Annotated in this window: 20 protein-coding genes; 12 read left to right on the forward strand and 8 right to left on the reverse strand. The window is 67.1% G+C overall.

From position 1 onward, the window contains the following. Positions 1 to 1,358: 1,358 nt before the first annotated feature. From ASE52_RS14220 to ASE52_RS14230, 3 genes are all read right to left on the reverse strand, one after another. Positions 1,359 to 2,057, reverse strand: a complete 699-nt coding sequence (locus ASE52_RS14220) for an IPTL-CTERM sorting domain-containing protein (protein ID WP_241777005.1) — start codon at positions 2,055 to 2,057, stop codon at positions 1,359 to 1,361. A 228-nt stretch (positions 2,058 to 2,285) separates the two neighbouring features. Continuing rightward, positions 2,286 to 4,952, reverse strand: coding sequence for an ABC transporter permease (locus ASE52_RS14225; RefSeq protein WP_057226921.1), 2,667 nt, complete (start codon positions 4,950 to 4,952; stop codon positions 2,286 to 2,288). A gap of 172 nt (positions 4,953 to 5,124) precedes the next feature. Further along, complete coding sequence (locus ASE52_RS14230; RefSeq protein ID WP_057226923.1) at positions 5,125 to 5,886, reverse strand: IclR family transcriptional regulator; 762 nt, start codon at positions 5,884 to 5,886, stop codon at positions 5,125 to 5,127. A gap of 230 nt (positions 5,887 to 6,116) precedes the next feature. Between ASE52_RS14230 and ASE52_RS14235 the strand changes: the two genes are divergently transcribed. The 11 genes from ASE52_RS14235 (at position 6,117) to ASE52_RS14285 (ending at position 17,923) form a co-directional block, all read left to right on the forward strand. Further along, positions 6,117 to 6,869 carry an SDR family oxidoreductase gene (locus ASE52_RS14235; protein WP_010463962.1) on the forward strand — a complete coding sequence of 251 codons (753 nt, stop codon included), beginning with the start codon at positions 6,117 to 6,119 and terminating at the stop codon, positions 6,867 to 6,869. A 34-nt stretch (positions 6,870 to 6,903) separates the two neighbouring features. Continuing rightward, positions 6,904 to 7,773 carry an amidohydrolase family protein gene (locus ASE52_RS14240; protein ID WP_057226925.1) on the forward strand — a complete coding sequence of 290 codons (870 nt, stop codon included), beginning with the start codon at positions 6,904 to 6,906 and terminating at the stop codon, positions 7,771 to 7,773. Between the two features lie 13 nt (positions 7,774 to 7,786). After that, the gene (locus tag ASE52_RS14245; protein ID WP_057227270.1) at positions 7,787 to 9,301 is read left to right on the forward strand and encodes a sugar ABC transporter ATP-binding protein; all 1,515 of its coding nucleotides are present in this window, start codon (positions 7,787 to 7,789) and stop codon (positions 9,299 to 9,301) included. A 5-nt stretch (positions 9,302 to 9,306) separates the two neighbouring features. Further along, positions 9,307 to 10,341 carry an ABC transporter permease gene (locus ASE52_RS14250; RefSeq protein WP_241777006.1) on the forward strand — a complete coding sequence of 345 codons (1,035 nt, stop codon included), beginning with the start codon at positions 9,307 to 9,309 and terminating at the stop codon, positions 10,339 to 10,341. Between the two features lie 54 nt (positions 10,342 to 10,395). Then, entirely contained in the window at positions 10,396 to 11,346 is a 951-nt protein-coding gene (locus tag ASE52_RS14255; RefSeq protein ID WP_010463966.1) for an ABC transporter substrate-binding protein, read from the forward strand. Positions 11,347 to 11,407: 61 nt separating this feature from the next. Further along, positions 11,408 to 12,265, forward strand: coding sequence for an ureidoglycolate lyase (locus tag ASE52_RS14260; RefSeq protein ID WP_057226929.1), 858 nt, complete (start codon positions 11,408 to 11,410; stop codon positions 12,263 to 12,265). Between the two features lie 35 nt (positions 12,266 to 12,300). Then, complete coding sequence (locus tag ASE52_RS14265; protein WP_057226931.1) at positions 12,301 to 13,581, forward strand: L-fuconate dehydratase; 1,281 nt, start codon at positions 12,301 to 12,303, stop codon at positions 13,579 to 13,581. A 25-nt stretch (positions 13,582 to 13,606) separates the two neighbouring features. Continuing rightward, positions 13,607 to 14,383, forward strand: coding sequence for an SDR family oxidoreductase (locus tag ASE52_RS14270; protein WP_057226933.1), 777 nt, complete (start codon positions 13,607 to 13,609; stop codon positions 14,381 to 14,383). Between the two features lie 35 nt (positions 14,384 to 14,418). Next, positions 14,419 to 14,760, forward strand: coding sequence for an L-rhamnose mutarotase (locus ASE52_RS14275; RefSeq protein WP_010463970.1), 342 nt, complete (start codon positions 14,419 to 14,421; stop codon positions 14,758 to 14,760). A gap of 145 nt (positions 14,761 to 14,905) precedes the next feature. Next, positions 14,906 to 15,970, forward strand: a complete 1,065-nt coding sequence (locus tag ASE52_RS14280; protein WP_057226935.1) for a porin — start codon at positions 14,906 to 14,908, stop codon at positions 15,968 to 15,970. 171 nt (positions 15,971 to 16,141) lie between these two features. Next, positions 16,142 to 17,923, forward strand: a complete 1,782-nt coding sequence (locus tag ASE52_RS14285; protein ID WP_057226937.1) for a serine hydrolase — start codon at positions 16,142 to 16,144, stop codon at positions 17,921 to 17,923. Positions 17,924 to 17,938: 15 nt separating this feature from the next. On the opposite strand, the gene ASE52_RS14290 is transcribed toward ASE52_RS14285, so the two are convergent. The 5 genes from ASE52_RS14290 to gdhA all read right to left on the reverse strand — a co-directional run bounded on the left by ASE52_RS14290 (position 17,939) and on the right by gdhA (position 23,319). Continuing rightward, entirely contained in the window at positions 17,939 to 18,595 is a 657-nt protein-coding gene (locus ASE52_RS14290; protein ID WP_057226939.1) for an ABC transporter ATP-binding protein, read from the reverse strand. Then, positions 18,592 to 19,623, reverse strand: coding sequence for a tRNA (adenosine(37)-N6)-dimethylallyltransferase MiaA (gene miaA, locus ASE52_RS14295; protein ID WP_057226941.1), 1,032 nt, complete (start codon positions 19,621 to 19,623; stop codon positions 18,592 to 18,594). Before miaA ends, ASE52_RS14290 begins: the two co-directional genes overlap by 4 nt. Beyond that, positions 19,616 to 20,857: a multidrug effflux MFS transporter gene (locus ASE52_RS14300; protein ID WP_010463975.1), complete on the reverse strand. Its 1,242-nt coding sequence runs from the start codon at positions 20,855 to 20,857 to the stop codon at positions 19,616 to 19,618. The genes miaA and ASE52_RS14300 overlap by 8 nt, the downstream gene beginning before the upstream one ends. 144 nt (positions 20,858 to 21,001) lie before the next feature. Then, positions 21,002 to 21,835, reverse strand: coding sequence for an alpha/beta fold hydrolase (locus tag ASE52_RS14305; protein ID WP_010463976.1), 834 nt, complete (start codon positions 21,833 to 21,835; stop codon positions 21,002 to 21,004). Positions 21,836 to 21,975: 140 nt separating this feature from the next. Further along, positions 21,976 to 23,319: an NADP-specific glutamate dehydrogenase gene (gene gdhA, locus ASE52_RS14310; protein WP_057226944.1), complete on the reverse strand. Its 1,344-nt coding sequence runs from the start codon at positions 23,317 to 23,319 to the stop codon at positions 21,976 to 21,978. A 253-nt stretch (positions 23,320 to 23,572) separates the two neighbouring features. Here gdhA and ASE52_RS14315 point away from each other — a divergent pair, with 253 nt between their 5' ends. Next, positions 23,573 to 24,736: a glycerophosphodiester phosphodiesterase gene (locus ASE52_RS14315; protein WP_057226946.1), complete on the forward strand. Its 1,164-nt coding sequence runs from the start codon at positions 23,573 to 23,575 to the stop codon at positions 24,734 to 24,736. Positions 24,737 to 24,905 lie beyond the last annotated feature (169 nt).

Genomic DNA, 24,905 nt, shown 5'->3' on the forward strand with positions numbered 1-24,905 from the left:
AGAGATGTCGGCGGCCAGGGCCACTGGGCTGTACAGAGCGTATGCCGCGCCCAAGGTGACAACCAGATGAAGGGGTTGGAATCTAAGTGTCATGGCAGGTGGGTGTTAAAGGTGGTGATGGGTGAGGCGCCATGGACCTTCGGGGTCAAACGTCGTATTCGTACTGCGTGCTGCGGAGCGCCTCTGATTCAAGGCGCGTTTTACGTGGGCAGTCTGTTGTTGCCCGCAACTCAATGGGCACGCCCGTGGGGAGGATCAAGCGCTTCAACCCGGGCCTGCGGTACTCAAGGGGTGAACGAAAGCGGCGCCGCAATGCTGTTCGGCAGCCCCACGCTGGCAGGCGTGACCAAGGTCAGCGGGAACATGTGCTGGGTGGAAGCCGACGTAGTGCAAGTTCCTGACACGTTGTCCTCGATGGAGTTCACGTCGATACCCAGCGTGGCTTGCGAAACAGGCGTGGCCAAGCCGTTGGCGTCGGGGTTGGACAGCGTATAGAGCTGCCCTGTCGATCGGTAGACCACGGTCTTGGCAAAGCGCTGGTTGCTCGAAGTACCCCCGCTGCCGCCATACGGTGTGCCTGTGCAGTCGGTCGACACAAAATAAATGGAAGACTCGTTTTGGATCGTTCCGTTGAAGCGTAGCTTGACGTAGTGCTTGGTGGACGTCATGACGGCCACATAGGACTGGCTGCTCACGGATATGTCGATGACCGTGCCAAGGCTGGTGCTGCTGTTGTCTCGAACCCCCAGGCCGCCGCCGGCTGCACCAGCTGCCCCGGTAGCGCCCGTCGCCCCCACAGGGCCTGTGGCGCCTTGAACCCCTTGAATCCCCTGGGCGCCCGTGGGCCCGACGACGGAGCTGTCTGCACCAGTGGGGCCGGTAGGGCCGGCGGGGCCTTGGGCACCTGTGGGGCCCTGCACGGCGCTGGCGGCCCCGGTGGCGCCAGTTGGGCCTGCGGCACCAGTGGCTCCCACCGCGCCCGCCGGTCCCGTTGCACCCGTGGCGCCAGTAGCACCTGCGCCGGTGGCACCGGTCGCGCCAGTGGGCCCTGTGGGCCCGGTAGCACCTGTCGCACCGGAGCCAATGCCTGCGGCGCAGGGCCCAAGCCGACCGGTGGGGCTGTCAAAGCAGGTGAGGCTGGTATTGGGCGTGGCACCGCTCAGGCCCGGGGCCAGCACTTCGCCGCTGTCCTGCACGCGAAAACGCTCCTGGGTGCCCGTGGAGTTCTTGATCACAANGGAGATGTCGGCGGCCAGGGCTACCGGGCTGTGCAGGGCATAGGCGGCGCCCAGGGCTCCGATCAGGCGCAGAGGGTGAGGCAGGTATTTCATGGTGGAGATCTGTGGAGGCCTGAAAACTCAGCTGCGTGGAGCGGCTGCGACGTGGCGTTGGCGCTGCCAGAAGGCCGCCATGCCCATCAGCAGTGCCAGCAGCATCAGGCCGTACTCGCTCAGCGTGGGGATGTTGGTGGCCGCCACTGCGCCACCGATCTGCACATTGCCCGCCAGGGACGTAAAGTTCTGGTTCACCACGGCACCGGGGCCGAGGTTGATGACTGCCGTGCCGCCGCCAGAGGAGATCAGCTGGATGTTTTGTCCCGGTGCGCCCTGCAGCGTCAAGGTGCCCAGCACGGTGATGTTGGTGCCGGCTGGAATGACGAAGGTGCGGCCCGTGGTGCTGCTCAGGGTCAGGTTCTGGAACACCAGCGTGCCCGACAGCTGGCTCGTGTTGCCGGTGCAACCGTCCGTGAGCGCCACCGTGCCGGACCCGGGATTGAAAGTGCCCGAACTGCTCAGGTCACCGCCCACGGTCAGCAGACCGGAGCCACCGTTGAACACGCCCGTGCCAGCGACGTTGAGGTTGCCGCTGGTCGAAAACTGGCCCGTAATGATGTTCAGGGAACCCTCTACCTGCACGGGGAGGCACCCCATGTCGATGGAGCCGCCGGGCACGTCGAATGAACTTCCTGCAGGGATGGTGAATTGTGCCCAGGCAGGTGCTGCCAGGCCACAGCAAAGCGCAGCCATGGCCGCCATTTGGCGAAATATCGATTTCATTGAACTCCCTCGGGTTGCGCGGCGGCCCTCTTTGTGGGGCCAAGAGGCGGCGCGTCTGGTCTTGAATCAGGGTGGCTGGACATGGGGCTGCTGGCTGTTGGCACGGTGCGCCGGTATGGCTGGCAACCCCGGGATCGGGTTTGATTGGTGATGGATGATTATCAAAATCTGCAGGGATTGCAAACAATTTTTAACCAAACTATCGGAACTTGACAGACCGCCCGCCGTTCACCAATCTTCCTTGACCGCCATCACCGCATCGCGCCCAGCCGCAGCCCGCCCTGCCAGCCACGCCGTCACCGTGCCCGAGGCGACCACGGCCACACACAAGCCCAGCAGGCGCCCGGTGGGCAGGCTGAGGTCCATGGTCCAGTGAAAGCTTTGCGGGTTGACCACGTGCACCAAGACCACCGATACGGCCAAGCCCAGCAGCAAGCCTGCGGCCGCGCCCACGCCAGTCCAGGCAGCGCCCTCGCCAGCCACCACGGCCAGGATCTGGCGGCGCGTCAGACCCAGGTGGGCGAGCAGGCCAAACTCCTTGCGGCGCGCCAGAATCTGGGCGCTGAAGCTGGCGGCCACACCAAACAGGCCGATGCCGATGGCCACGGCCTGCAGCCAGTAGGTGACGGCGAAGCTGCGGTCAAAAATGCGCAGCGAGCGCTCGCGGATCGCGCCCACCGAGACGAATTCCACCAGGGCCTCGTCCGCCGCGCTGGTGCCGTCCTGGGCCGGGGGCACACGGCCCGCCTGGGCTGCCGCCACTGCGCGGATCGCATCCTGCAACGCCGTGATGTTGATCTCTTCTGCGGGCCACAGCGCCAGGTCGCTGGTGCGGGCGTCGCCCGTCAGGCGCAGCCACACGGCGCGGTCCATCGCCACGGCGCCCGACTGCCGTGCATAGTCGCGCCACACGCCCGCTATGTAAAAGATAGCTGGTTGCGCTTGTCTATCAAGCGCCAGGGGGGTAAAAGCATCAGAAAGTGCGGGCCACTCCATGCCGGGGCGCAGTCCATACAGGTCCACCACCGCCTCGCTGACGTAGACGCCAGTGCGCCCGGCGGGCACGGGCAGGGCTTCGCCCACCAGGGGCAGGTTGCGGGCGGGGTCGGTGCCCAGCGGGCGGCTGATGACCATGAGCGCGGGGCGCGTGGCGTCGAGCTGCAGCGGGCTGGCGCGCAGGGCTTGCACACGCGCGAGGCCGGGCAACTGTGCGACTGACTCGGCGAAGCCTGCCGGCAGCAGTGCGGCCTCGCTGCCCGGCGCACCCAGGGCCGAGCGCACATACAGGGGCGATGGCAGCACAGCGTCCAGCCACTGCGTGACCGAGCCACGAAAGCTTGACACCATCACCGTCAGCGCGACGGCCAGGCTCAGGCTGGCCACCACCCCGCCTACCGCGATAGCGGCCGTGCCACGCATGCGCCGAGCGCGCTCCAGTGCCAGCAGCGCCAGGGCGTGGCGTGCGGCTAGCGGCTGCAGGCGGTGCAGTAGCCAGGCCATGGCCCAGGGCAGCACGGCAATGCCACCCACCAGCAGCAGGCCGATGGCCAGGTAGGCGGCCAGTGGTATGCCAAAAACGGGTGGTGCGCTAGTCAGTATTGCGCCAATAGCTATCAAAATGATACCAATCCAGCCTTGGCCCGCCTGGCTGGACACTGTGCCCAGGCCTTTCAAGGTTTGCGCGGGCGGCAGCGTCTGCGCGGCGCGCGCGGGCCACCAGCCACCCACCAGTGCTGCCAGCACGCCCAGTGCGCCATAGGCCAGGGCTGCTGGCGCGCTCCACTGCAGCACCGGTTGCACCCCTGCAAAGTAGCCACCGCCCAGGTCGCCCCCCAGCAGGCGCAGCGCAGCGGCGGCCAGGGCCGTGCCCAGGGCGATGCCGGCGGCGCTGCCCACTAGGCCCAGCACGGCGGATTCGGCCAGCACCAGCGCCAGGCGCTGGCGCGGTGTGGCGCCCAGCACGGCCAGCAGCGCGAACTGCGGCGCGCGCTGTGCCACGCTGAGCGCCAGCACCGAGAACACCAGGAACGCCCCCGTGAACAACGCCACCAGCGCCAGCACAGTCAGGTTCACGCGGTAGGCGCGTGACAGATTGCTGATGCGCTGCGCCGCATCGCCCGGCTGCGCAAACACCACCTGCGCCGGCCAGCCGGGCAGGGCGCGCACGGCCTGCTCCCACGCGCTGCGGTCGGTGCCGGGCTGAAGCTGCAGGTCGATGCGGCTGAGCTGGCCGGCGCGGCCAAACAGGTCTTGTGCGGCACCGATGTCCATCACTGCCAGCGGTGCGCCCCCCGCAGCCACCGTGCCGGCAACGCGCACCGGCCATTGCTGCAGCCCGGCCTGCAGCAGCAGCTGTGGCGACGGTTCTGCCGAGGTGGGGGGCGTGGTGGGCAGGCCCAGAGCCTGCAGCGCTGCTGTATTGAGGAACACCGTGGCCGGTGCAAAGAGGGCGAGCCGGTCGGCGCCCGCCCAGGGCTGTGGCATGAGCGCGGGGGCCATGGCGGGCAGCAACAGGGCGTCCACGCCCAGCACGCGCAGTGGCGTGGGGGGTGGAGTGGGTACGGTCGCCGTACCCGACCCCTGCCGCAGGGCCCGCGCCACGGCCGACAGCTCCAGCAGCGGGCTGGCGCGTGCCACCTGCGGATGGGTGGCAAGCTGCCCGTACAGTGCCTCAGGCAAACTACCCTGCATGGCCCGAAGCTCCAGGTCAGGTTGCCCGTTGACGGCTCGCACGGCCTGGGAGAATTCATCCAGCGCAGACGCGTTGATCACATGCACCGCAAACGCCAGCGCCACGCCCAGCATCACCGCCGCCACTGCCGCAGCACTGCGCCAGGGGTGGTGGCGCAGGTCCTGCCAGGAGAAGGTGCGAAGCAGCGCAAGCATGGCCTGCATTGTGGCTGCTGGCGGGGCGCCTAGCGGATCCGGCGGATGAACGTCGCATGGCAACCCGACCGCTGGGTTGCCCGGGTTGGTGCTTGGCTTGGATGCCCAGGCCAGCCTCGGCCCGGTAGTTGGCATTCCTTGTCAGAAGTGCCAACCATGAACGCTCTCTTGTACCGCTTGTCTAGCGCAGTGACAGCCCGGTCGCCGCGCGTGCCAGCAGTTCGCGGGCGGTGTCCAGGTCCGAGCCGACATGGCGATCAATGCGCCGGATGAAGGGGCAGGTGAGCACGGCCAGTGCATGCCCCTGGGGCCCGAGGATGGGCATCGAAATGTCCGTGACGCCATAGGCCTGCTGGCTGTCGCCTTGCCAGTGTCCCAGCGTGCGGATGCGGTCCAGAATGGCCTGCAGCTCGGCCTCCGGCATGGGCACCTCACCCTCCAGCGCGTCGTGTTCTGCCAGCATTTCGGTGCGGCGCTGCTCGGACTGAAACGCCAGCACCACATGGCCCGATCCGGTATCGATCAGGCTCACCCGCACCCCGAGCCGGATGGACAGCCCCCAGTTGCCCGGGCCATTGACCTGCGCCACCACGGTGATGTTGCCCCGGTTGTAAATGCCCAGGTGGCACGACTGCTCGGCCGCCGTGGCAAAGGCTTCCATCGCAGGCAGGGCCTGCGCCACCAACCTTTCGATGGGCGGGTGCCGGTGCCCCAGCACAAACAGCTTGAGGCTGAGCGCATAGCGGTCGCCTTGCTGCGACCGCGTGACGTAGTCCCGCGCGACCAGGCGCTCGAGCATGCGGTAGATCTCGCTCGGCCCGCGGCCCATGGCCTTCACGATCTCGGCGCGTGTCAGGCCGTGCGGCTGCTCTGCCAGCAGCTCGAGGATGTCCAGCCCCTTGTCGAGGGCGGGGGCGCGGTAGCGGTCGTTGGGTTCTGTCATGGAGAAAAAGGAGTGCTTGCAGCGCTACGGATTCAGGGGGGCGGAATGGAGTGTCCCTTGGCGCCGGTCAGCGCGCAGAAAAAGCGGCTTCACCTTACCAGAGGGTATCCCGGTCGCGGGACATCGGCCAGGGCAGGGTAAGCACTGATTGGATGGCAGTCGTCGCCTTTGTACATTATTTTCTAATGAACAAAAAGTTCATATATGAAGTTACAGACCAAAGGTACTCCATGAGACTGCAAGGCAAAACCATCCTGATCACCGCCGCTGGCCAAGGCATTGGCCGCGCCAGCGCACTGGCCTGTGCCCGCGAAGGCGCTCAGGTCATCGCCACCGACCTCAACCCAGCCTTGCTGGCGCGGCTGGCCCAGGATGGAGCGGGGCTCACGACCCATGTGCTGGATGTGCGCGACAGCGCTGCCGTGGTGGCCCTGGCTGCGCAGCTGCCTGCGCTGGACGGGCTCTTCAATTGCGCGGGCTACGTGCACAACGGCAGCGTGCTTGAATGCGACGAGGCAGCGTGGGACTTCAGCATGGACCTCAACGTCAAAGGGGCCTACCGCGTGGCGCGGGCCTTCCTGCCGGGCATGCTGGCCCGGATGGAGCGCGCGGGCACCAGTGGCTCCATCGTGAACATGGCCTCGATGGCCTCGTCGATCAAAGGCTTCCCGAACCGGTTCGTCTATGGCGCCAGCAAGGCTGCCGTCATCGGCATGAGCAAGGCGATCGCGGCGGATTTCGCCCGCGTGGGCCTGCGCTGCAATGCGCTGTGCCCGGGCACGGTGGACACGCCATCCCTGCGCGAGCGCATCGCGGGTGCTGCAGACCCGGTGCAGGCCGAGAAAGACTTCATCGCGCGCCAGCCGCTGGGCCGCCTGGCCACGGTGGACGACATAGCCCCGCAGGTGGTGTACCTGTTGAGCGACGAATCCCGCTTCGTGACGGGGCAAGCGGTGCTCGTCGACGGTGGCGTGACCATCTGAGCGGCAACGCCATTCAGCACCGGTAGCCCTGCCCATGACGCGCATCGACTCGCACCAGCACTTCTGGAACCCAGCACGCGGTGACTACACCTGGCTGCGTGCCGATGAGCCCGCGCTTGCGCCGCTGTTGCGTGCGTTCATGCCTTGCGATCTGGAGCCCACGCTCCAGGCCACGGGCACCGTCCGCACCGTGCTGGTCCAGGCTGCAGACTCGGTGGCGGAAACCGAATTCCTGTTGGGACTCGCCGCTGAGCATGACTTCATCGGCGGTGTGGTCGGTTGGGTAGACCTGAGCCGCAGCGACGCGGCCGCCACGCTGGAGGCGCTAGCGCGGCACCCGCAGTTCAAGGGCGTGCGCCCCATGCTGCAGGACCTGCCGGACGTCGATTGGATCGAGCGCGCGCCGCGTGCGGACGCCGTGCAGGCACTGATCCGGCTGGGCTTGCGCCTGGACGCGCTGGTCAAGCCCGAGCACCTGCCATCGCTACTGCGCTTTCTGCACGCCTGGCCCGACCTGCAGGTCGTGGTGGACCACGCTGCCAAGCCGCAGCTGGCCCAGGGCTGGCATGCCGATTGGGCGCCCCTGTGGCGCCGCTGCATGGCCGAGCTGGCGGCACTGCCGCGCGTGCACTGCAAGTTTTCGGGCCTGCTGACCGAGCTGCAGCCACAGCAGCGCACATCGGCCGAGGCCTGTGTGGCCGCAGTGCGGCCGGTGTGGGATGCGCTGCTCGAAGGATTCGGCCCGACGCGGCTGATGTGGGGCAGCGATTGGCCCGTGGTCACGCTGGCCAGCAGCTATGACCAATGGCTGGCCACCGCCGGCGTGTTGATCGGCCAGTTGCCGCCGGCCGACCAGGACGCGGTGTGGCGCAGCACCGCACAGCGCTTTTATGGCATTGCATGAGGCCCAGGCAGCCATGACCTCTCCGCTCATCTCGATCAGTAACCTGTCCAAGGCCTTTGCCGGTGTGCGGGCGCTGGACAAGGCGCGCTTCGAACTTATGCCCGGCGAAGTCCATGCCCTCATGGGCGAGAACGGCGCGGGCAAGTCCACCCTGATGAAGGTGCTGTCCGGCATCTACCCGCGCGATGACGGCGAGGTGCTGGTGAGCGGGCAGCCCGCTGACATCGGCAGCCCGCGCGCCGCCCAGGCGCTGGGCATCGGCATCGTTCACCAGGAGCTCAACCTGATGAACCACCTGAGCGCCGCCCAGAACATCTTCATCGGCCGCGAGCCGCGCCACAGGCTGGGCCTGGTGCTGGACGAGCATGCGCTCAACGCCCAGGCGCGTGCCATCTTCGAGCGCCTGAACCTTCAGCTCGACCCGCGCACGCTGGTGGGCGAGCTCACGGTGGCCAAGCAGCAGATGGTCGAGATCGCCAAGGCGCTGTCGTTCCAGTCGCGGGTGCTCATCATGGACGAGCCGACCGCCGCGCTGAACAACGAAGAAGTGGCCGACCTGTTTCGCATCATCCGCCAGCTCAGGGCCGAGGGCGTGGGCATCGTCTACATCTCGCACAAGATGGACGAGCTGCAGCAGATCGCCGACCGGGTCACGGTGATGCGCGATGGCCAGACCATCGCCACCGTGCCCATGGCGTCGACCAGCGTGGACAGCATCATCGGCATGATGGTCGGCCGCCAGCTCGAAGCCCTGGAAAAGCACGTACCCGACACCACGGGCAACGAGGTTGTGCTGCAGGTGCGGGGGCTGTGCCGCAAGGCGGCCATCGTGGATGTGGGCTTTGAGCTGCGGCGCGGCGAAATCCTGGGCTTTGCCGGGCTGATGGGCGCGGGGCGCACCGAGGTGGCGCGGGCCATCTTTGGTGCGGACCCCATCGACGCTGGCGAAATCCATGTGCGGGGCCAGCGCGTCACCATCCGTTCGCCGCAGCAGGCGGTGGCGCTGGGCATCGGCTATCTGTCCGAAGACCGCAAGCATTTTGGCCTGGCCACCGGGCTCGACGTCGAGACCAACATCGCCTTGTCGTCCATGCGCTCCTTTGCGCGGGGCGGCATCGTCCTGGACCAGGCCGCCCTGCGCAGCACGGCGCAAGCATACGTGCGCCAGCTGGGCATCAAGACGCCTTCGGTGCAGCAGCAGGTGCGCCTGCTTTCCGGCGGCAACCAGCAAAAGATCGTCATCGCCAAATGGCTGCTGCGCGACTGCGACATCCTGTTCTTCGATGAGCCCACGCGCGGCATCGATGTCGGCGCCAAGGCCGAGATCTACAAGCTCCTGAACGCCCTGGCCGAGCAGGGCAAAGCCATCGTCGTGATCTCTTCCGAGCTGCCCGAGGTGCTGCGCCTGTCACACCGCGTGCTGGTGATGTGCGAGGGATGCATCACCGGCGAGCTTTCGGCCGCCGATGCCACCCAGGAACGGATCATGGAACTCGCCACCCGGCGGCCCACCACGTTGACGAACTGAAGACCATGCCAAAAGCCACACCAACATTGACGACGCCCACTGCATCGAAGGTCGGCCCCTGGGCCGCGATCAAAGAGCGGCTGTTTCGCGCCGAGACGCGGCAAAAGCTGCTGGCCTTCGCCAGCCTGCTCGCGCTGATGGCGTTCTTCACGGCCGCGTCCGGCAACTTCCTCAAGGCCGACAACATGGTGAGCATCCTGCAGGCCACGGCCGTCAATGGGGTGCTGGCCATCGCCTGCACCTTCGTCATCATCACTTCGGGCATCGACCTGTCGGTGGGCACGCTGATGACCTTCAGCGCCGTGATGGCCGGGGTGGTGCTGACCTACCTGGGGTTGCCGCTGCCCCTGGGCATTGCGGCGGCCATCCTCTCGGGGGCGTTGTGCGGGTTCATCTCGGGCGTGCTGATCGCCAAGCTCAAGATCCCGCCCTTCATTGCCACGCTGGGCATGATGATGCTGCTCAAGGGGCTGTCGCTCGTGATCTCGGGCACCAAGCCCATCTACTTCAACGACACCGAAGGCTTCAGCGCCATCTCGCAGGACTCGCTGATCGGCGAGCTGCTGCCGTCGCTGCCCATTCCCAACGCGGTGCTGATCCTCTTCGTCGTGGCGGTGGCGGCCAGTTTCGTGCTGAACAAGACCATGCTGGGCCGCTACACCTTTGCCCTGGGCAGCAACGAAGAGGCTGTGCGCCTGTCGGGCGTGAACGTCGATTTCTGGAAGATCGTCGTCTATTCGGTCAGCGGCGGCATCTGCGGCATTGCCGGGCTGCTGATTGCCTCGCGACTGAATTCGGCGCAGCCCGCGCTGGGGCAGGGCTACGAGCTGGACGCCATCGCGGCGGTGGTCATCGGCGGCACCTCGCTGGCCGGAGGCACCGGCACCATCCTTGGAACCATCATCGGCGCCTTCATCATGAGCGTGCTGACCAACGGGCTGCGCATCATGTCCGTGGCGCAGGAGTGGCAGACCGTGGTGACGGGCGCCATCATCATTTTGGCCGTCTACACCGACATCCTGCGGCGCCGCAGCCGCTGAGGGCCGTCCATCCCGAGTTCCGCTTTTCCCACAACCACTAAAAGGAGACAAACCATGTTCAGCAAACGCGTACTCAGCATCGCCGTGGGCCTCACCATGGCATGGGGCGGCACCACGGCCGCCATGGCCCAGCAGCAACAGCAGGTCTACATACCGCTGGTGTCCAAGGGCTTCCAGCACCAGTTCTGGCAGGCCGTGAAATCGGGCGCCGAACAGGCGGGCAAGGACCTGGATGTGCGCGTTACGTTCGAGGGACCGGAGTCCGAAGCCATGGTGGACAAGCAGATCGACATGCTGTCCGCAGCGCTTGCCAAGAACCCCAAGGCCATCGGCCTGGCCGCACTGGACAGCAAGGCCGCGATCCCGCTTCTGAAAAAGGCCCAGGCCGCCAAGATCCCGGTCGTGGCCTTCGACTCCGGCGTGGACAGCGACATCCCCGTGACCACCGCCACCACCGACAACAAGGCGGCAGCGGCGCTGGCGGCCGACAAGATGGCTGAACTCATCGGCGGTGCGGGCGAGGTGGCACTGGTGGTGCACGACCAGACCAGCCGCACCGGCGTGGACCGGCGCGACGGCTTCGTCGAGCGCATGAAGGCCGCACATCCCAAGATCAAGATCGTGAGCGTGCAGTACGGCGGAGGCGACCACCTCAAGTCCACCGAAATCGCCAAATCCATCCTGCAGGCCTACCCCCAACTCAAGGGCATGTTTGGTGCCAACGAAGGCTCGGTGCTCGGCGTGGTGAATGCGGTGCGCGAAACCAAGCGCAAGCTCGTCGTCATCGGCTACGACTCGGGCAAGCAGCAGAAGGACGCCATCAAGGAAGGCTTGATCGCCGGCTCCATCACGCAGAACCCCGTGGGCATTGGCTACAAGACCGTGGAGGCGGCAGTCAAGGCGCTCAAGGGCGAGAAGCTGCCCAAGGTGATCGACACCGGCTTCTTCTGGTACGACAAGACCAGTATCAACGATCCCAAGATCGCCGCCGTTCTGTACGACTGATGGTCTCTGCGACGGATCGCTTTTTCAACTCGGTGCGTTGCCACCCACAAGGAATTCTTTCGTGAAACTTCTTCGCTACGGCCCTCAGGGCCAGGAAAAGCCCGGCCTGCTCGATGCCCAGGGCCGCGTGCGCGACCTCTCTGGCTTGGTGCCCGACATCGCTGGCGACGTGCTCACGCCCGAGGGGCTGGCACGCATTGCGCAGCTCGATGTGGACTCGCTGCCGCTGGTGGCGGGCACCCCGCAGCAGGACCTGCGCCTGGGGGCCTGCGTGGGCCGCGTGGGCAAGTTCATCTGCATCGGCCTGAACTACGCGGACCACGCGGCGGAGTCCGGTATGCCGGTGCCCGCTGAACCCGTGGTGTTTTCCAAATGGACGAGCGCCATCGTGGGGCCCAACGATGCGGTCGAGATTCCGCGCGGCAGCCAGCGCACCGACTGGGAGGTGGAGCTGGGCGTGGTCATCGGCCAAGGTGGCCGCTACATCAGCGAGGCCGACGCCATGCGGCATGTGGCCGGATACTGCGTGATCAACGACGTGTCCGAGCGCGAAGTGCAGCTCGAACGCGGCGGCGGCCAGTGGGACAAGGGCAAGGGCTGCGACACCTTCGGGCCCACCGGGCCATGGCTGGTCACTGCCGACGAGGTGCCGGATCCGCAGGTGCTGGACCTGTGGCTGGAGGTCGACGGCCGGCGCTACCAGAACGGGAACACCCGCACCATGGTCTTTGGCGTGGCGCAACTGGTCAGCCACCTGAGCCAGTTCATGAGCCTGCAGCCGGGCGACATCATTTCCACCGGCACCCCGCCCGGCGTGGGCCTGGGCCAGAAGCCGCCGGTGTACCTGGTGGCGGGCCAGACCATGCGGCTGGGGATCAGCGGCCTGGGCGAGCAGCAGCAGCGCACCGTGCAGGCCTGAACGCGAGCCGACTTTCCCCGCAAAACCACCGAGCTATGACCACCATTCGATCGATGCGCGTCCTGGACGTGCGCTTCCCCACGTCCGCCCACCTGGACGGCTCCGACGCGATGAACCCCGACCCGGACTATTCGGCCGCCTATGTGGTACTGGAAACCGACCAGCCGGGGCTGGAGGGGCACGGCCTCACGTTCACTATCGGCCGGGGCAACGAGATCTGCTGCGCCGCTATCCGCGCGATGGAGCACTTGGTGGTCGGGCTGGACCTGGCGTGGATCGCCGAGGACATGGGCCGCTTCTGGCGCCATGTCACCTCCGACAGCCAGCTGCGCTGGATCGGCCCTGACAAGGGCGCCATCCATCTGGCCACCGGCGCGGTGGTCAACGCCGCCTGGGACCTGTGGGCCAAGTCGGAGGGCAAGCCGGTGTGGCAACTGGTGGCCGACCTGAGCCCCGAAGAGCTGGTGCGGCTCATCGACTTTCGTTACATCACCGACTGCATCACGCCCGACGAGGCGCTGGCATTGCTGCGCGAGCGCGCCGTGGGCCAGGCCGAGCGCCGCGCTGACCTGCTGGCCCATGGCTACCCCAGCTACACCACGTCTGCCGGCTGGCTGGGCTACGACGATGCCAAGCTGCGCCGACTGGCGCAGGAGGCGGTGGATGCAGGTTTCACCCACATCAAGCTCAAGGTGGGGCGTGACCTGCAGGACGACATCCGCCGCGTGCGCGTGGCCCGCGAGGTGCTGGGCCCCGATCGCAAGCTCATGATCGACGCCAACCAGGTGTGGGAGGTGGGCCAGGCCATCGACTGGCTCCAGGAGCTGGCATTCGCCAAGCCCTGGTTCATCGAAGAGCCCACCAGCCCCGACGACATCGAGGGCCACCGCCGCATCCGCGAGGCCGTGAAGGATTCGATGCAGGTGGCCACGGGCGAGATGTGCCAGAACCGCATCATGTTCAAGCAGCTCATCATGCGCGGCGCCATCGATGTGGTGCAGATCGACGCCTGCCGCCTGGGCGGCGTGAACGAGGTGCTGGCCGTGATGCTCATGGCCGCCAAGTACGGCCTCAAGGTATGCCCGCACGCGGGCGGGGTGGGCCTGTGCGAGTACGTGCAGCATTTGTCGATGATCGACTACCTGTGCATCGCCGGCACCAAGGAAGGCCGCGTGATCGAGTACGTGGACCACCTGCACGAGCATTTCGTGGACCCGTGCGTGATCCGCAACGCGGCCTACATGCCGCCGCAGCGTCCTGGCTATTCCATCGAGATGAAGCCCGAGTCGCTGGCCCGCTACGAGCACCGCGGCTGACCCGCACCCACGCCAGGAGCACCGTATGGACCTGCATCTCAAAGACAAGGTGGTCATCGTGACCGGCGGCGGTGCCGGCATCGGCGGCGCCATCAGCCTGCAGCTGGCGCGCGAAGGGGCGGTGCCCGTGATCCTGGGCCGCCACCCGTTGGGCGACGACTTTGCCGCCACGCTGCGTGCGCTGTGCCCCACCTTTGCGTTCTTTGCCCTGGAGCTGGGCGACGAAGCAGCCTGCACGGACGCGGTGGCGCAGACGCTGCGCCGGTTCGGCGGCATCGATGGGCTGGTGAACAACGCCGGTGTGAACGATGGGGTGGACCTCGCGGCCGGCACCGCCGCATTCCGCCGGTCGCTGGAGGACAACCTGGTGCACTGCTACTTGATGGCTCACCTGTGCGTGGAGTCGCTCCAGCAGCGCCAGGGCGCCATCGTCAACATCTCCTCCAAGACCGCGCTCACGGGCCAGGGCGGCACCAGCGGCTACGTGGCTGCCAAGGCGGCGCAGCTGGGGCTCACGCGGGAGTGGGCTGCAGCGCTGGCGCCGCACGGCGTGCGCGTCAACGCGGTGCTGCCGGCCGAAGTGATGACGCCGCTGTATGAGCGCTGGCTGCAGACGCTGCCCGACCCCGCCACCGCACTGCAGCGCATCACCGCGCGCATACCGCTCGGGCACCGCATGACGCGGGACCAGGAGATCGCGGACCTAGTGGTCTTTTTGCTGTCGGACCGCTCGTCCCACACCACCGGGCAGTGGCTGCACCCGGACGGGGGCTATACGCACCTCGACCGCGCATTGCCCTGACCCCTGCACTCCTACCTTCAACCCCAGGAAGCCCCATGCGCCACTGCCTGATGCTCGACCTCCAGGACGACCCCGCCCTGATTGCGCAATACGAGGCGCACCACCGCGCCATCTGGCCCGAGGTGCGGGAGCACCTGCGCGAGCACGGGGTGACGGGCATGGAGATCTTTCGCCTGGGCACGCGGCTGTGCATGTTCATGGAGACGGATGACGCGCGCTTTGACGGCGACCGCATGGCACAGGCCGAGGCCCTCGATGCCCGTCTGCAAGCCTGGGAAGCACTGATGTGGCGCTTCCAGGCGCCCACGCCATGGACGCCCGCGGGCCGCAAGTGGATGCCGGCGACGCGCATCTTTGATCTGGCGGCGCAGGGCTAGCCGCTTCTACCGAACGTCAAAAACACCCCGTGCGCCGGGCCCCAGCGCACGGGTGGGGCGCCAGCCTGGGCGCACGGTTTGCGGGGCAGACAGCCACCTCTGAACGCATCACAAAGAACTCACCAACGAATGGAGACACACCATCATGAACAGCACATTGAACAAGACCCTGGCGGTCGCGGCCACGCTGGTGGCTGCGGGCGCATGGCCTCAGCTGGCACAGGCGCAGTCCAGCGTCACCCTCTACGGCCGGGTGGTGGCCGGGGTGGAGCATGTGGACAAGATCGCCAACCCCGCCACAGGCAGCACCGGATCGCTCACGCGGGCGGCGGACAACCAGTGGGGCACCAGCATGCTCGGTTTCAAGGGCTCCGAAGACCTGGGCGACGGCCTGAAGGCCGTGTTCCGGCTGGAGGGCGGCTTCAGCGCCCCCAAGGGCGCCACGGGCGATGCCTTCTTCAACCGCCGCAGCTTCGTGGGCCTGTCGAGCCCGGGCTGGGGCACGTTCCAGCTGGGCAAGAACCTGCTCAACAGCAACGATGTCTGGTTTCTGGACCCCACGGGCCAGCAGTTCATGAGCAGCGCCACGCTGGTGCGCGGGCGCAGCTGGCAGGGCGCGAACAATGTGTTCGAGTACACCACGCCCAACTGGGGCGGCTTCACGCTCAATGCCCAGGTGGCCCTGGGCGAGCAGCCTGCATCGGCCAGGCAGTTGCGCAGCGAGGGACTGTCTGCGGCCTACGTGGCGGGCGACCTGGAACTGCGCGCCATCCACACCAGCCGGCGCGACGGCAATGGCCGCCACAGCGACGTCTATAGCTTCTCCAACGAAACCATCGTGGGCGGCACCTACACCGTGGGCAATGCCAAGCTCTTTGCAGCGATCGACAGCGTCTCGGCCCCCGACGCCGCGTCCGGCACGCCGACCAAGCTGCGCCACGGATGGGTGGGTGTGCGCTACCAGGTCACGCCGCTGCTCACGCTGATCGGAGCGGGCTACCACGTCAGCGCCAACCGGGGCAACGGCAAGGCCACGCTGCTCATGGTGGGTGCAGACTACTACCTGTCCAAGCGGACCTTTGTGTATGCGTCGCTGGGCGGGGTGAGCAACAGCGGATCTGCCAACTACGCTGCGGATGTGACGGTCAACGGGCCGGGGGCAGGCGCCTCGCAGCGCGCCATCTACGCAGGCTTGGGGCATTCGTTCTGACGCTGCTGATTGTCTGACATGCGAGGCCGCCCCGGCGGCATTGGGCTGCAGCGTTTGCCGCTGCGGCCCTTTTTTGACTCTACCTCGCAGATACAGGGGGTGATGTTCGTCGTCGCAGCACCCCTTCCTCACAGCCCTTCTTAAGCTGGCCCATAGCCAGCGCGTGCGACCATGCCGCCCTGGTACCCGCGTTGCGGTGCCGTTCAAAAGGGCGATGGCATGGTGTGCATTGTGGAATCCTTTGTCTGGGCGCACAGGGTGGCGTGGCATGCGTTGGCTGCCGGGTTGGTGTCGGCCGCGTTGGCGGGGCATGCCGGTGCGCAGGCGCCGCAGCCCGCCGGCACAGCCACAGCGCCCGCCGCACCAGTGTTGCCACGCAGCTTCGACTGGTCGGGCCCGGCCGACGCCATGGCGGCCGCAGCGCTGGGGAAGTTGCGTGGCGCGGCCGAGGTGGGTGTGTGGCACGGTGGCCAGGCACGTTTCGGTACAGCCTACAACCGCGTGGCACAGGCACCTGCCCAGGCGTTGTTTGAAGTGGGCTCCATCAGCAAGGTGTTCACCGGCCTGCTGCTGGCGCAGGCCGTGGAGCGTGGCGACATGGCGCTGGACGACACGTTGGGCGGGTTGCTCAATGGCTCGCCCGCGCTGGCGCCCGTCTTGCCCGCCCCGGTGGCTGCCATCACCCTGCGCCAGCTCGTCACGCACACCTCGTGCCTGCCACGCTTGCCGGCGGACTTCCGCCGCGGTTCGGACGCCGCAAACCCGTACTTGCGGTACGACCGCGCCCGGCTGTGGCAGGCGCTGGCCGATGCGCGTCTCGCCCAGTCGCCGCCGTGTGCCGGCGCATACAGCAACCTCGGCTTTGCGGTGCTGGGCGAGCTGCTGGCTCAGCGCCATGGCAAGCCCTGGGCTGAGCTGGTGCAAGAGCGCATCACCGGCCCGCTGGGCATGCACGACACGGTGCAGTCGCTGGGCGACAAGGCGCCGCGCCTGGCTGTGCCGCATGAGGGCGAGATGCCGGTGTCGGTGTGGGATTTCGATGCGTTCTCCGGTGCGGGCGCCCTGCGCTCCACGGCGGCCGACATGCTGGTGTTCAGCCGCGCGTTGCTGGCCGGCGCGCAAGGGCCTCTGGGCCCCGCGGCCGAGCGCCTGTTCACGCCGCTGGCGGACCACGACGGCGGCCAGATCGGCTACGCCATCATGCTGCGCGAGCGCGATGGACTGCGCACTTGGCTGCATGGCGGCGGCACGGGGGGCTTTCGCAGCGTATGGCTGCTGGCACCCGACCGGGGCGAAGCGGTGATTGCCCTCGTGGCCAACGCCCAGGCCGCGCAGCAGGATGTGATGACCCCGCTGCTGGCGCAGCGCTACCCCGTGCCGCCCGGCCAGCCCGCCACCGATGCAGCTGCATTGGCACCGTACGAGGGGGTTTACCGCGCGTCGCCTGCGGTGGCCCTGAGCCTGGCCCTGGTGGATGGTCAACTTCAGCTTCGGCCGACTGGCGGTGTGTTCGAGCCGCTGCAGGTGCTGGGGACCGACGCCTTCACGCAGCCCACATCGGGCCGGCAGCTGCGCTTTGAGCGCGACAAGGAAGGGCGGCCCGCGGTGCTGCGCTACACGCGCTTTGGCGCGCGCTTGACGGCCCTGCGTGTAAAGGAGCCCGTGCTGGGCCTCGCGCCGCCACAGTCCGACAAGGTGCTGGCTCCGTACCTGGGCCGCTATCGCCTGCGCGGCGGCACTGTGATGGATGTGCAGGCCACGAGTGGCCGCCTGCAGGTGCGCCTGGGCTCTCAACCGCGCTACACCGTCTATCCGCTGCCTGGGCAGCGCGACCGGTTTGCGTACGACGCGGTGCGGGCGGAGCTGGAGTTTGAGCGTTATTCCAGCGGCGAGGTGCGTGCCGTGGTGCTGCACCAGAACGGGCACTTCCGCGCGCCGCGCCTCGAACCGTGATGCGGGTGTTGCGGGTCAGCCGCCCGCACTGATGCCGTCGCTGCGCAGCCGCAGTACCCGGTCGGCCCGGGCCGCCGCGGCATCCGAGTGCGTCACCAGCACCAGCGATGCGCCGTGCCCGCGTGTTTGCGCCAGCAGCAGGTCCATCACGCGGGCTGCGGTGGTGGGGTCGAGGTTGCCGGTGGGCTCGTCCGCCAGCAGCAGGGCAGGGCGGTGGACCAGCGCACGGGCGATGGCCACGCGCTGCAGCTGCCCGCCGCTGAGCTGCTGGGGCAGCCGCGCGCCCAGTGCGCCCATGTCCACGGCGTCCAGCATCTGCTGCACGCGCGCCGGGTCGTTCTGGCCCAGCAGCATCAGCGGCAGGGCCACGTTCTGCGCCACGTCCAGGTGCGGCAGCACATGGAAGGCCTGAAAGACAAAACCCACATGGGCACGGCGCCACAGGGCGCGCTCTGTGTCGCCCAACTGGCCCAGGTCGGTGGTGCCATGGGTGATGCGGCCGGTGTCCCAGGTGTCCAGCCCGGCCAGGCAGTTGAGCAGGGTGGACTTGCCCACGCCCGAGTCGCCCACGATGGCCACGAATTCACCCGGTTCCACGGTGAACTGCACGTTGGAAAACACCGGCGTTTCGCCGTAGTGTTTGCCCAGCTGTTCGGCGCGCAGCAGCGTCATGGGGTGATTGGCTCTTGCGAATCCGGCCGCTGCTCCAGCCGCTGCAGCACGGCCTGCACGAGCTGGGCCACGGCGTGGGGCTGGTCGCAGGCGATGGCGTGGCGCCCGTGCATGCTGCGCAGCCAGGTGATCTGGCGCTTGGCGAGCTGGCGTGTGGCGGCAATGCCGCGCTCGCGCAGCAGGCCCATGTTGAGCGGTGTGCCCGGTGTGCGCGTGGCCTGGAAGTCCAGCTCTTCCCACGCCTGGCGGTAGCCCACACAGCGCATGGAGGGCAGGTCGGGGTGCAGGTCGCCGCGCGCGCGCAGGGCCAGCACTTCGTCGATGAAGCCGCCGGCCAGCATGGCGTCAAAACGCTGGGCAATGCGGCCGTGCAGCCAGGCCCGATCGTCAGGTTCCAAGGAAAATAGGGCTCCAGCGCTTATTCCATCAGCGCTAGTAGCTATCTTTTTGATAGTGTGAAAGCTCGACAACGGTTGACCCGATACCTGCCAAACCTCCAGCGCGCGCTGGATGCGCTGGCTGTCGGCCGGTGCCAGCCGGGCGGCCGTCACAGGGTCTACACGGGCCAGCTCGGCGTGCAATGCGGGCCAGCCCTGCTCGGCCGCCTGGGCTTCCAGCCGTGCGCGCACGGCAGGGTCTGCGGCGGGCATGTCGTCGATGCCGTCGATGAGCGCCTTGAAGTACAGCATGGTGCCGCCCACCAGCAGCGGCAGCGCGCCGCGCGCGCGAATCTCGGCGATGAGCCGCGTGGCGTCCTGCACGAACTCCGCCGCACTGTAGGCCTGCAAGGGATCGCGGATGTCGATGAGGTGGTGCGGCACGGCGGCCAGCTCGTCGGGTGTGGGCTTGGCGGTGCCGATATCCATGCCCCGGTACACCAGGGCCGAGTCCACACTGATGATCTCTACCGGCGTGCCCTGCTTGCCCAGCACGGCGGCCAGCGCGAGGGCCCCGGCCGTCTTGCCCGAGGCCGTGGGGCCTGCCAGGGCGATGGCGGGCAGGGCGTTGTGCAACAAGGGCTCAGGCATGCTCACGCGGCGCTCCGAATTTCTGCACCAGCGTCCATGAGATGAGGGCGAGCACCACCGACCAGAACCAGATGCCATTGACCAGCGGCCACACCGTGCCATCCAGGCGCATGCCCAGCCAGCCACCGATTCCGAACGCGGCCAGCATCATCATGAAGCCGTTGAGTGCGGAGGCCACGCCGGCTGCCTTGGGAAACGGCCCCACCGCTCCGCTCTGCCCGCAGGGCTGGTGGATGCCGTGGCCCAGCATGAACAGGTAGAACGGCAGCAGCAGCGCCCAGGGCTGGTGCCAGCCCATGAAGGCCACGGCGGCCATCAGCGTGCCGCCGCTTGCGCTTAGCGCGCCAGCAATGGCCACCGTGCGCAGCAGGCCCTGGCGTGCCAGCAGGCGACGGCACAGAAAGGTGCCTGCCAGATATGCCACACAGGCCGAAGCCATGGTCCACCCGAACTGCGTGCGCGTGAGACCCAGCACGTCGATGAAGACAAACGACGACGCGGCCAGAAAGGTGAACAGGCCGCCATAGGTGGCTGTGGTCTGGAGCGAGAACGCCCAGAAGGTGGGGCTGCGCAAAACTTGCATCCAGGTGCCGACCAGTGCGCGGGGCTGCAGGGCTTGCGGGTTGCGGTGGGCCAGGGTTTCGGGCAGTCGCAGCGCCACCAGCGCCAGCGTGGCCACGGCATACACCGTGAGCGCCATCAGCGCTGCCCGCCAGCCCAGCCATTCACTCAGCAAGCCGCCCAATGGCGCGCAGATGCACGCCACGACGCCGAGGCCGGTGAGCGCCTTGGACATGGCGCGTGCGCCATCGAGCGGGGTGTACAGGTCGCGCACGATGGCCCGGGCGCACATCACCACCGCGCCCATGGCGGCGCCCTGGGCAATGCGCCACACGATGAGCAGCGCCATGGTGGGCGCAAACGCGCTGCCCAGCGAGGCCACGGTGTAGATGCCAAGCCCGGCCAGCAGGATGGGGCGGCGGCCAAAGCGGTCCGACAGCGGCCCCCACACCATTTGCGAGCAGCCAAACGCCAGCAGCAGCCCGCTGAGCGTGAGCTGTGCCGCTGCCATCTGCGCGCCCAGGCTGCGCGTGAGGGCGGGCAATGCGGGCAGGTACAGGTCGGTGGTGACAGGCTGGATGGAAAGCAGCATGGCCAGCACCAGGATGGCCATGCCAGGCTGGATGGAGGCGGAAGCAGCCGCAGGCACGGCGGTGGCGGAGGAGGCAGACATATCTGTCTGAGGGTACCAGATGGGGCATGCAGGCCGGTGCCAGCGGGACCTGTGCGCAGTGGCGCGCATTTGCGCCACATCAACGCGGCGGGCCGCGGGCTTCGCACGCCGCCAGCGGCGCGTGCCGCCGGGCGGCAGCAGGGCCTACTTCAGCTTGAACAGCGAGGCCATCGCCTCGCGGTAGAGGCCCTGGCCCACCGAATTGGTGTTGTGGTGCGAGCCCCCTTCGACCAGGATGAATTGCTTGGGCTCCTGCGCCGCCTCGAACAGCTTGCGGCCCAGGGCGGGCTGGATCAGGCTGTCCTGGCTGCCATGCACCACCAGCAGGGGCGAGCCGATCTCGGCCACCTTGCGGACGGATTCGAACCGCTGCGTGATCAGGCCCGACACCGGCAACCAGCCCCACTTGAAGGTGCTGACCACCTCGGGGATGCTGGTGAACGTTCCTTCCACCATGGTGCCCTGTTCGTCGGGCACCTGGCGGGCCAGGTCGATGGCAATGGCACCCCCCAGCGAGTGGCCGAAGATGTAGCGGGGCTTGCCCGGTTGCTGCTGGCCCAGCCAGTCCCACGCTGCGCGGGCGTCTTCTCCGGCGGTCGCCTCGGACGGCAGCGCGGCGCTGCTCTGGCCAAAACCCCGGTAGTCGATGGCCAGCACCGAAAAGCCCAGCTCCTGCATGCGCCGGATGCGGCCGGACGAGCCCGCCACGTTCCAGCGCGCGCCATGGAGGTACAGCAGCACGGGCGCATCGGCACGTTCATGGGCCAGCCACAGGCCATGCAAGCGCTCGGCCTTGCCGCTGGCATCGGACTGGAAGTCGATCCAGACATCCTGCATGTCTGCGGTGGACTGCGCGCCACCCCAGCTGCGGTCGCTGGGCTGGAAGATCCACTCGCGCTGCTTGGCGTCGAGGGTGGCGCAACCCGCCGTCACGGCGATGGCCAAGGTCAGGGAAACCAGGAGGGGGGTGCGCTTCATGGTGGAGACAGACTCGGCTTCGCGTCAGAAAGTTCTGACCGGCGAAGCAGGGTTTGTGCCCATTGCGTGCAAATGGGACGAAATGGCGGGTAACGCGCCTTCTTGTCCCATCTTCGGGCGCCTTGCCTTCGGGACCGGGGTTACACCACGCCTTGCGCCAGCATGGCGTCGGCCACCTTCACAAAACCTGCGATGTTGGCGCCGTCCACATAGCTCACCGTGCCGTCGCTGCGCTTGCCATAGCGCAGGCAGGCAGCGTGGATGCCCTGCATGATCTGCAGCAGGCGCGCATCCACCTCTTCGCGCGGCCAGGACAGGCGGGCGGCGTTCTGGCTCATCTCCAGGCCCGAGGTGGCTACACCGCCTGCGTTGCTGGCCTTGCCCGGCGCGTACAGCACGCCCGCAGCCTCAAAGGCCTTGGCCGCCTCGATGGTGGAAGGCATGTTGGCGCCCTCGGCCACGCAGACCACCCCGTTCTTGATCAGCACCGCAGCGTCGTTCGCGTCCAGCTCGTTCTGGGTGGCACAGGGCAGGGCCACGTCCACCGGCACATGCCAGGGGCGCACACCGGCTTCAAATTGGGCCCCGGTCCGCGCCGCGTAGTCGCTCACGCGGCCGTACAGGTGGTTCTTCACCTCCATCAGCTCGGCCAGCTTGGCGGGGGTGAATCCGTCCTCGTCCACGATGGTGCCGCTCGAATCCGACACCGTGACCACCTTGGCGCCCAGCTGCAAAGCCTTTTCCACGGCGTATTGCGCCACATTGCCCGAGCCGGAGACCGATACGCGCAGGCCATCCAGTGACCGGCCGGTGGACTTGAGCATCTCCTGCGCAAAGTACACCGTGCCGTAGCCGGTGGCTTCAGGCCGGATCAGCGAGCCGCCAAACGACAGCCCCTTGCCGGTGAACACGCAGTCCGCCCGGTTGCTGAGCTTTTTCATCATGCCGGCCATGAACCCCACCTCGCGGCCCCCCACGCCAATGTCGCCTGCGGGCACGTCCGTGTCGGCACCCACATGGCGAAACAGCTCGGACACAAAGGCCTGGCAAAAGCGCATGACCTCGCCAGGACTCTTGCCCTTGGGGTCGAAGTCGGAGCCGCCCTTGCCGCCGCCCATGGGCAGCGTGGTCAGGGCGTTCTTGAAGGTCTGCTCGAACGCCAGGAACTTCAGCACCGACAGGTTGACCGATGGATGGAACCGGATGCCGCCCTTATAGGGGCCAATGGCCATGCTGTGCTGGATGCGGTAGCCCCGGTTGACCTGCACGCTGCCATGGTCGTCCACCCAAGAGACGCGGAACATGACGATGCGCTCGGGTTCCACCAGGCGCTCCAGCAGGCCGTGTTCGGCATAGCGGGGGTGTTCTTCGATGAAGGGCCACAGGCTTTCCATCACTTCGGTGACAGCTTGCAGAAACTCGGGCTGTCCCGGGTTGCGAAGGGCGACGTGCGAAAGGAAGCTGCCTGCGGACGCGTGTTTCATGTTTCAAAAGACTTTCAGAAGATCAAGGGCGGTGGCACGCCATGGCGCGCTGCAACATCGAATTATGTTCAAAAGTTATACGTTTATGCGTATGCCTCTGCACAATGGTGGGGAATGTGGCGAGACAGTTGCCACTTTCTGGTGCGGATGGTGGGTGGCACGGGGCTGTCACCAGTTCGCAATAGGGGCGTCACGGCCTTGTCACAGGCCGAGCCCACAGTTCGGCGGTTCTAAACACAACGAGGAGAAGAGCATGCACATTTCTGGTGCGAAGTTGGGTGCGCTGGCCTTGCTGGCCACGCTGGCAGCTTGTGGAGGCAACGATGACAACCCCTATCCCACTTTGAATGGCGACAAGCCGCTGGTGATTGGCCACCGTGGTGCTGCCGGTTACCTGCCCGACCACACCCTGGAGGGCTACAAGCGGGCCATCGAGATGGGCGCCGATTTCATCGAACCCGACCTGGTGGCCACCAAGGACGGCGTGCTGATTGCCCGCCACGAGCCCAACATCACCGGTACCACCGACGTGTCCACGCGCGCCGAATTTGCGAGCCGCAAGACCAAGAAAATGGTGGACGGCGTGGAAGAGGAGGGCTGGTTTGTCTCTGACTTCACCCTGGCCGAAATCAAGACCCTGCGAGCCGTGCAGCCCCTGGCCGACCGCGACCAGTCGCACAACGGCAAGTACCAGATCCCCACTCTGGAAGAAGTGCTGGACCTCGCCAAGAGCGAAGGCACCAAGGCCGGCCGCAGCGTGGGCGTGTACCCGGAGACCAAGCACCCCACCTTCCATTCAAAACTGGGCCTGCCGCTGGAAGACCGACTGCTGGCCGTCCTGGCCAAGTACGGTTACACCACCAAGGCATCGCCGGTGATCGTGCAATCGTTCGAGGTATCCAACCTCAAGTACCTGCGCACCAAGACGCAGATCCGCCTGGTGCAACTGGTGGACGCGAACGATGTGAACCCCGACGGCAGCATGGACCTGACCGCACCCTACGACAAGCCGTACGACTTTGCCGTGGCCGGCGACACGCGCACCTTTGCCAGCCTGCTGACGCCAGCGGGCCTCAAGGAAGTCAAGACCTATGCCGACGGCATTGGCCCCTGGAAGCCCTACCTCATCCCCTCCAAGCAGGTGGATGCCAACAAGGACGGCAAGGCCGACGACCTCAATGGTGACGGCAAGATCGACGAGCGCGACCGCGTGATGATGCCCGCCACCGACGTGGTGAAAAACGCCCACGCCGCAGGCCTGCTGGTGCACCCCTACACTTTCCGCAGCGAGGCCAAACGCCTGGCCTCGGACTTCAAGGGCGACCCCAAGGCCGAATACAAGCTGTTCTACCAACTGGGCGTGGACGGCGTGTTCAGCGACTTCCCCGATGCCGCCAAGGCAGCGCGCGACAACTGAGCGACCTGAGGTGTGCGCCCACGCGCATCCGATCCAAAAAAGCCTGCACCTGCAGGCTTTTTTTGTTTCCTCGGGGCCATGGCTTGGCCCCGTGCCGCGTATGGTGCCTTCGCGCCGGATCGGGCCACAATGTGGCCGGTGCGGGGGGCATCGCTGTCCTGCGCCTTCC

Origin of the sequence: Acidovorax sp. Root275, from assembly GCF_001428965.1 — a bacterium.
Classification (GTDB): domain Bacteria; phylum Pseudomonadota; class Gammaproteobacteria; order Burkholderiales; family Burkholderiaceae_C; genus Acidovorax; species Acidovorax radicis.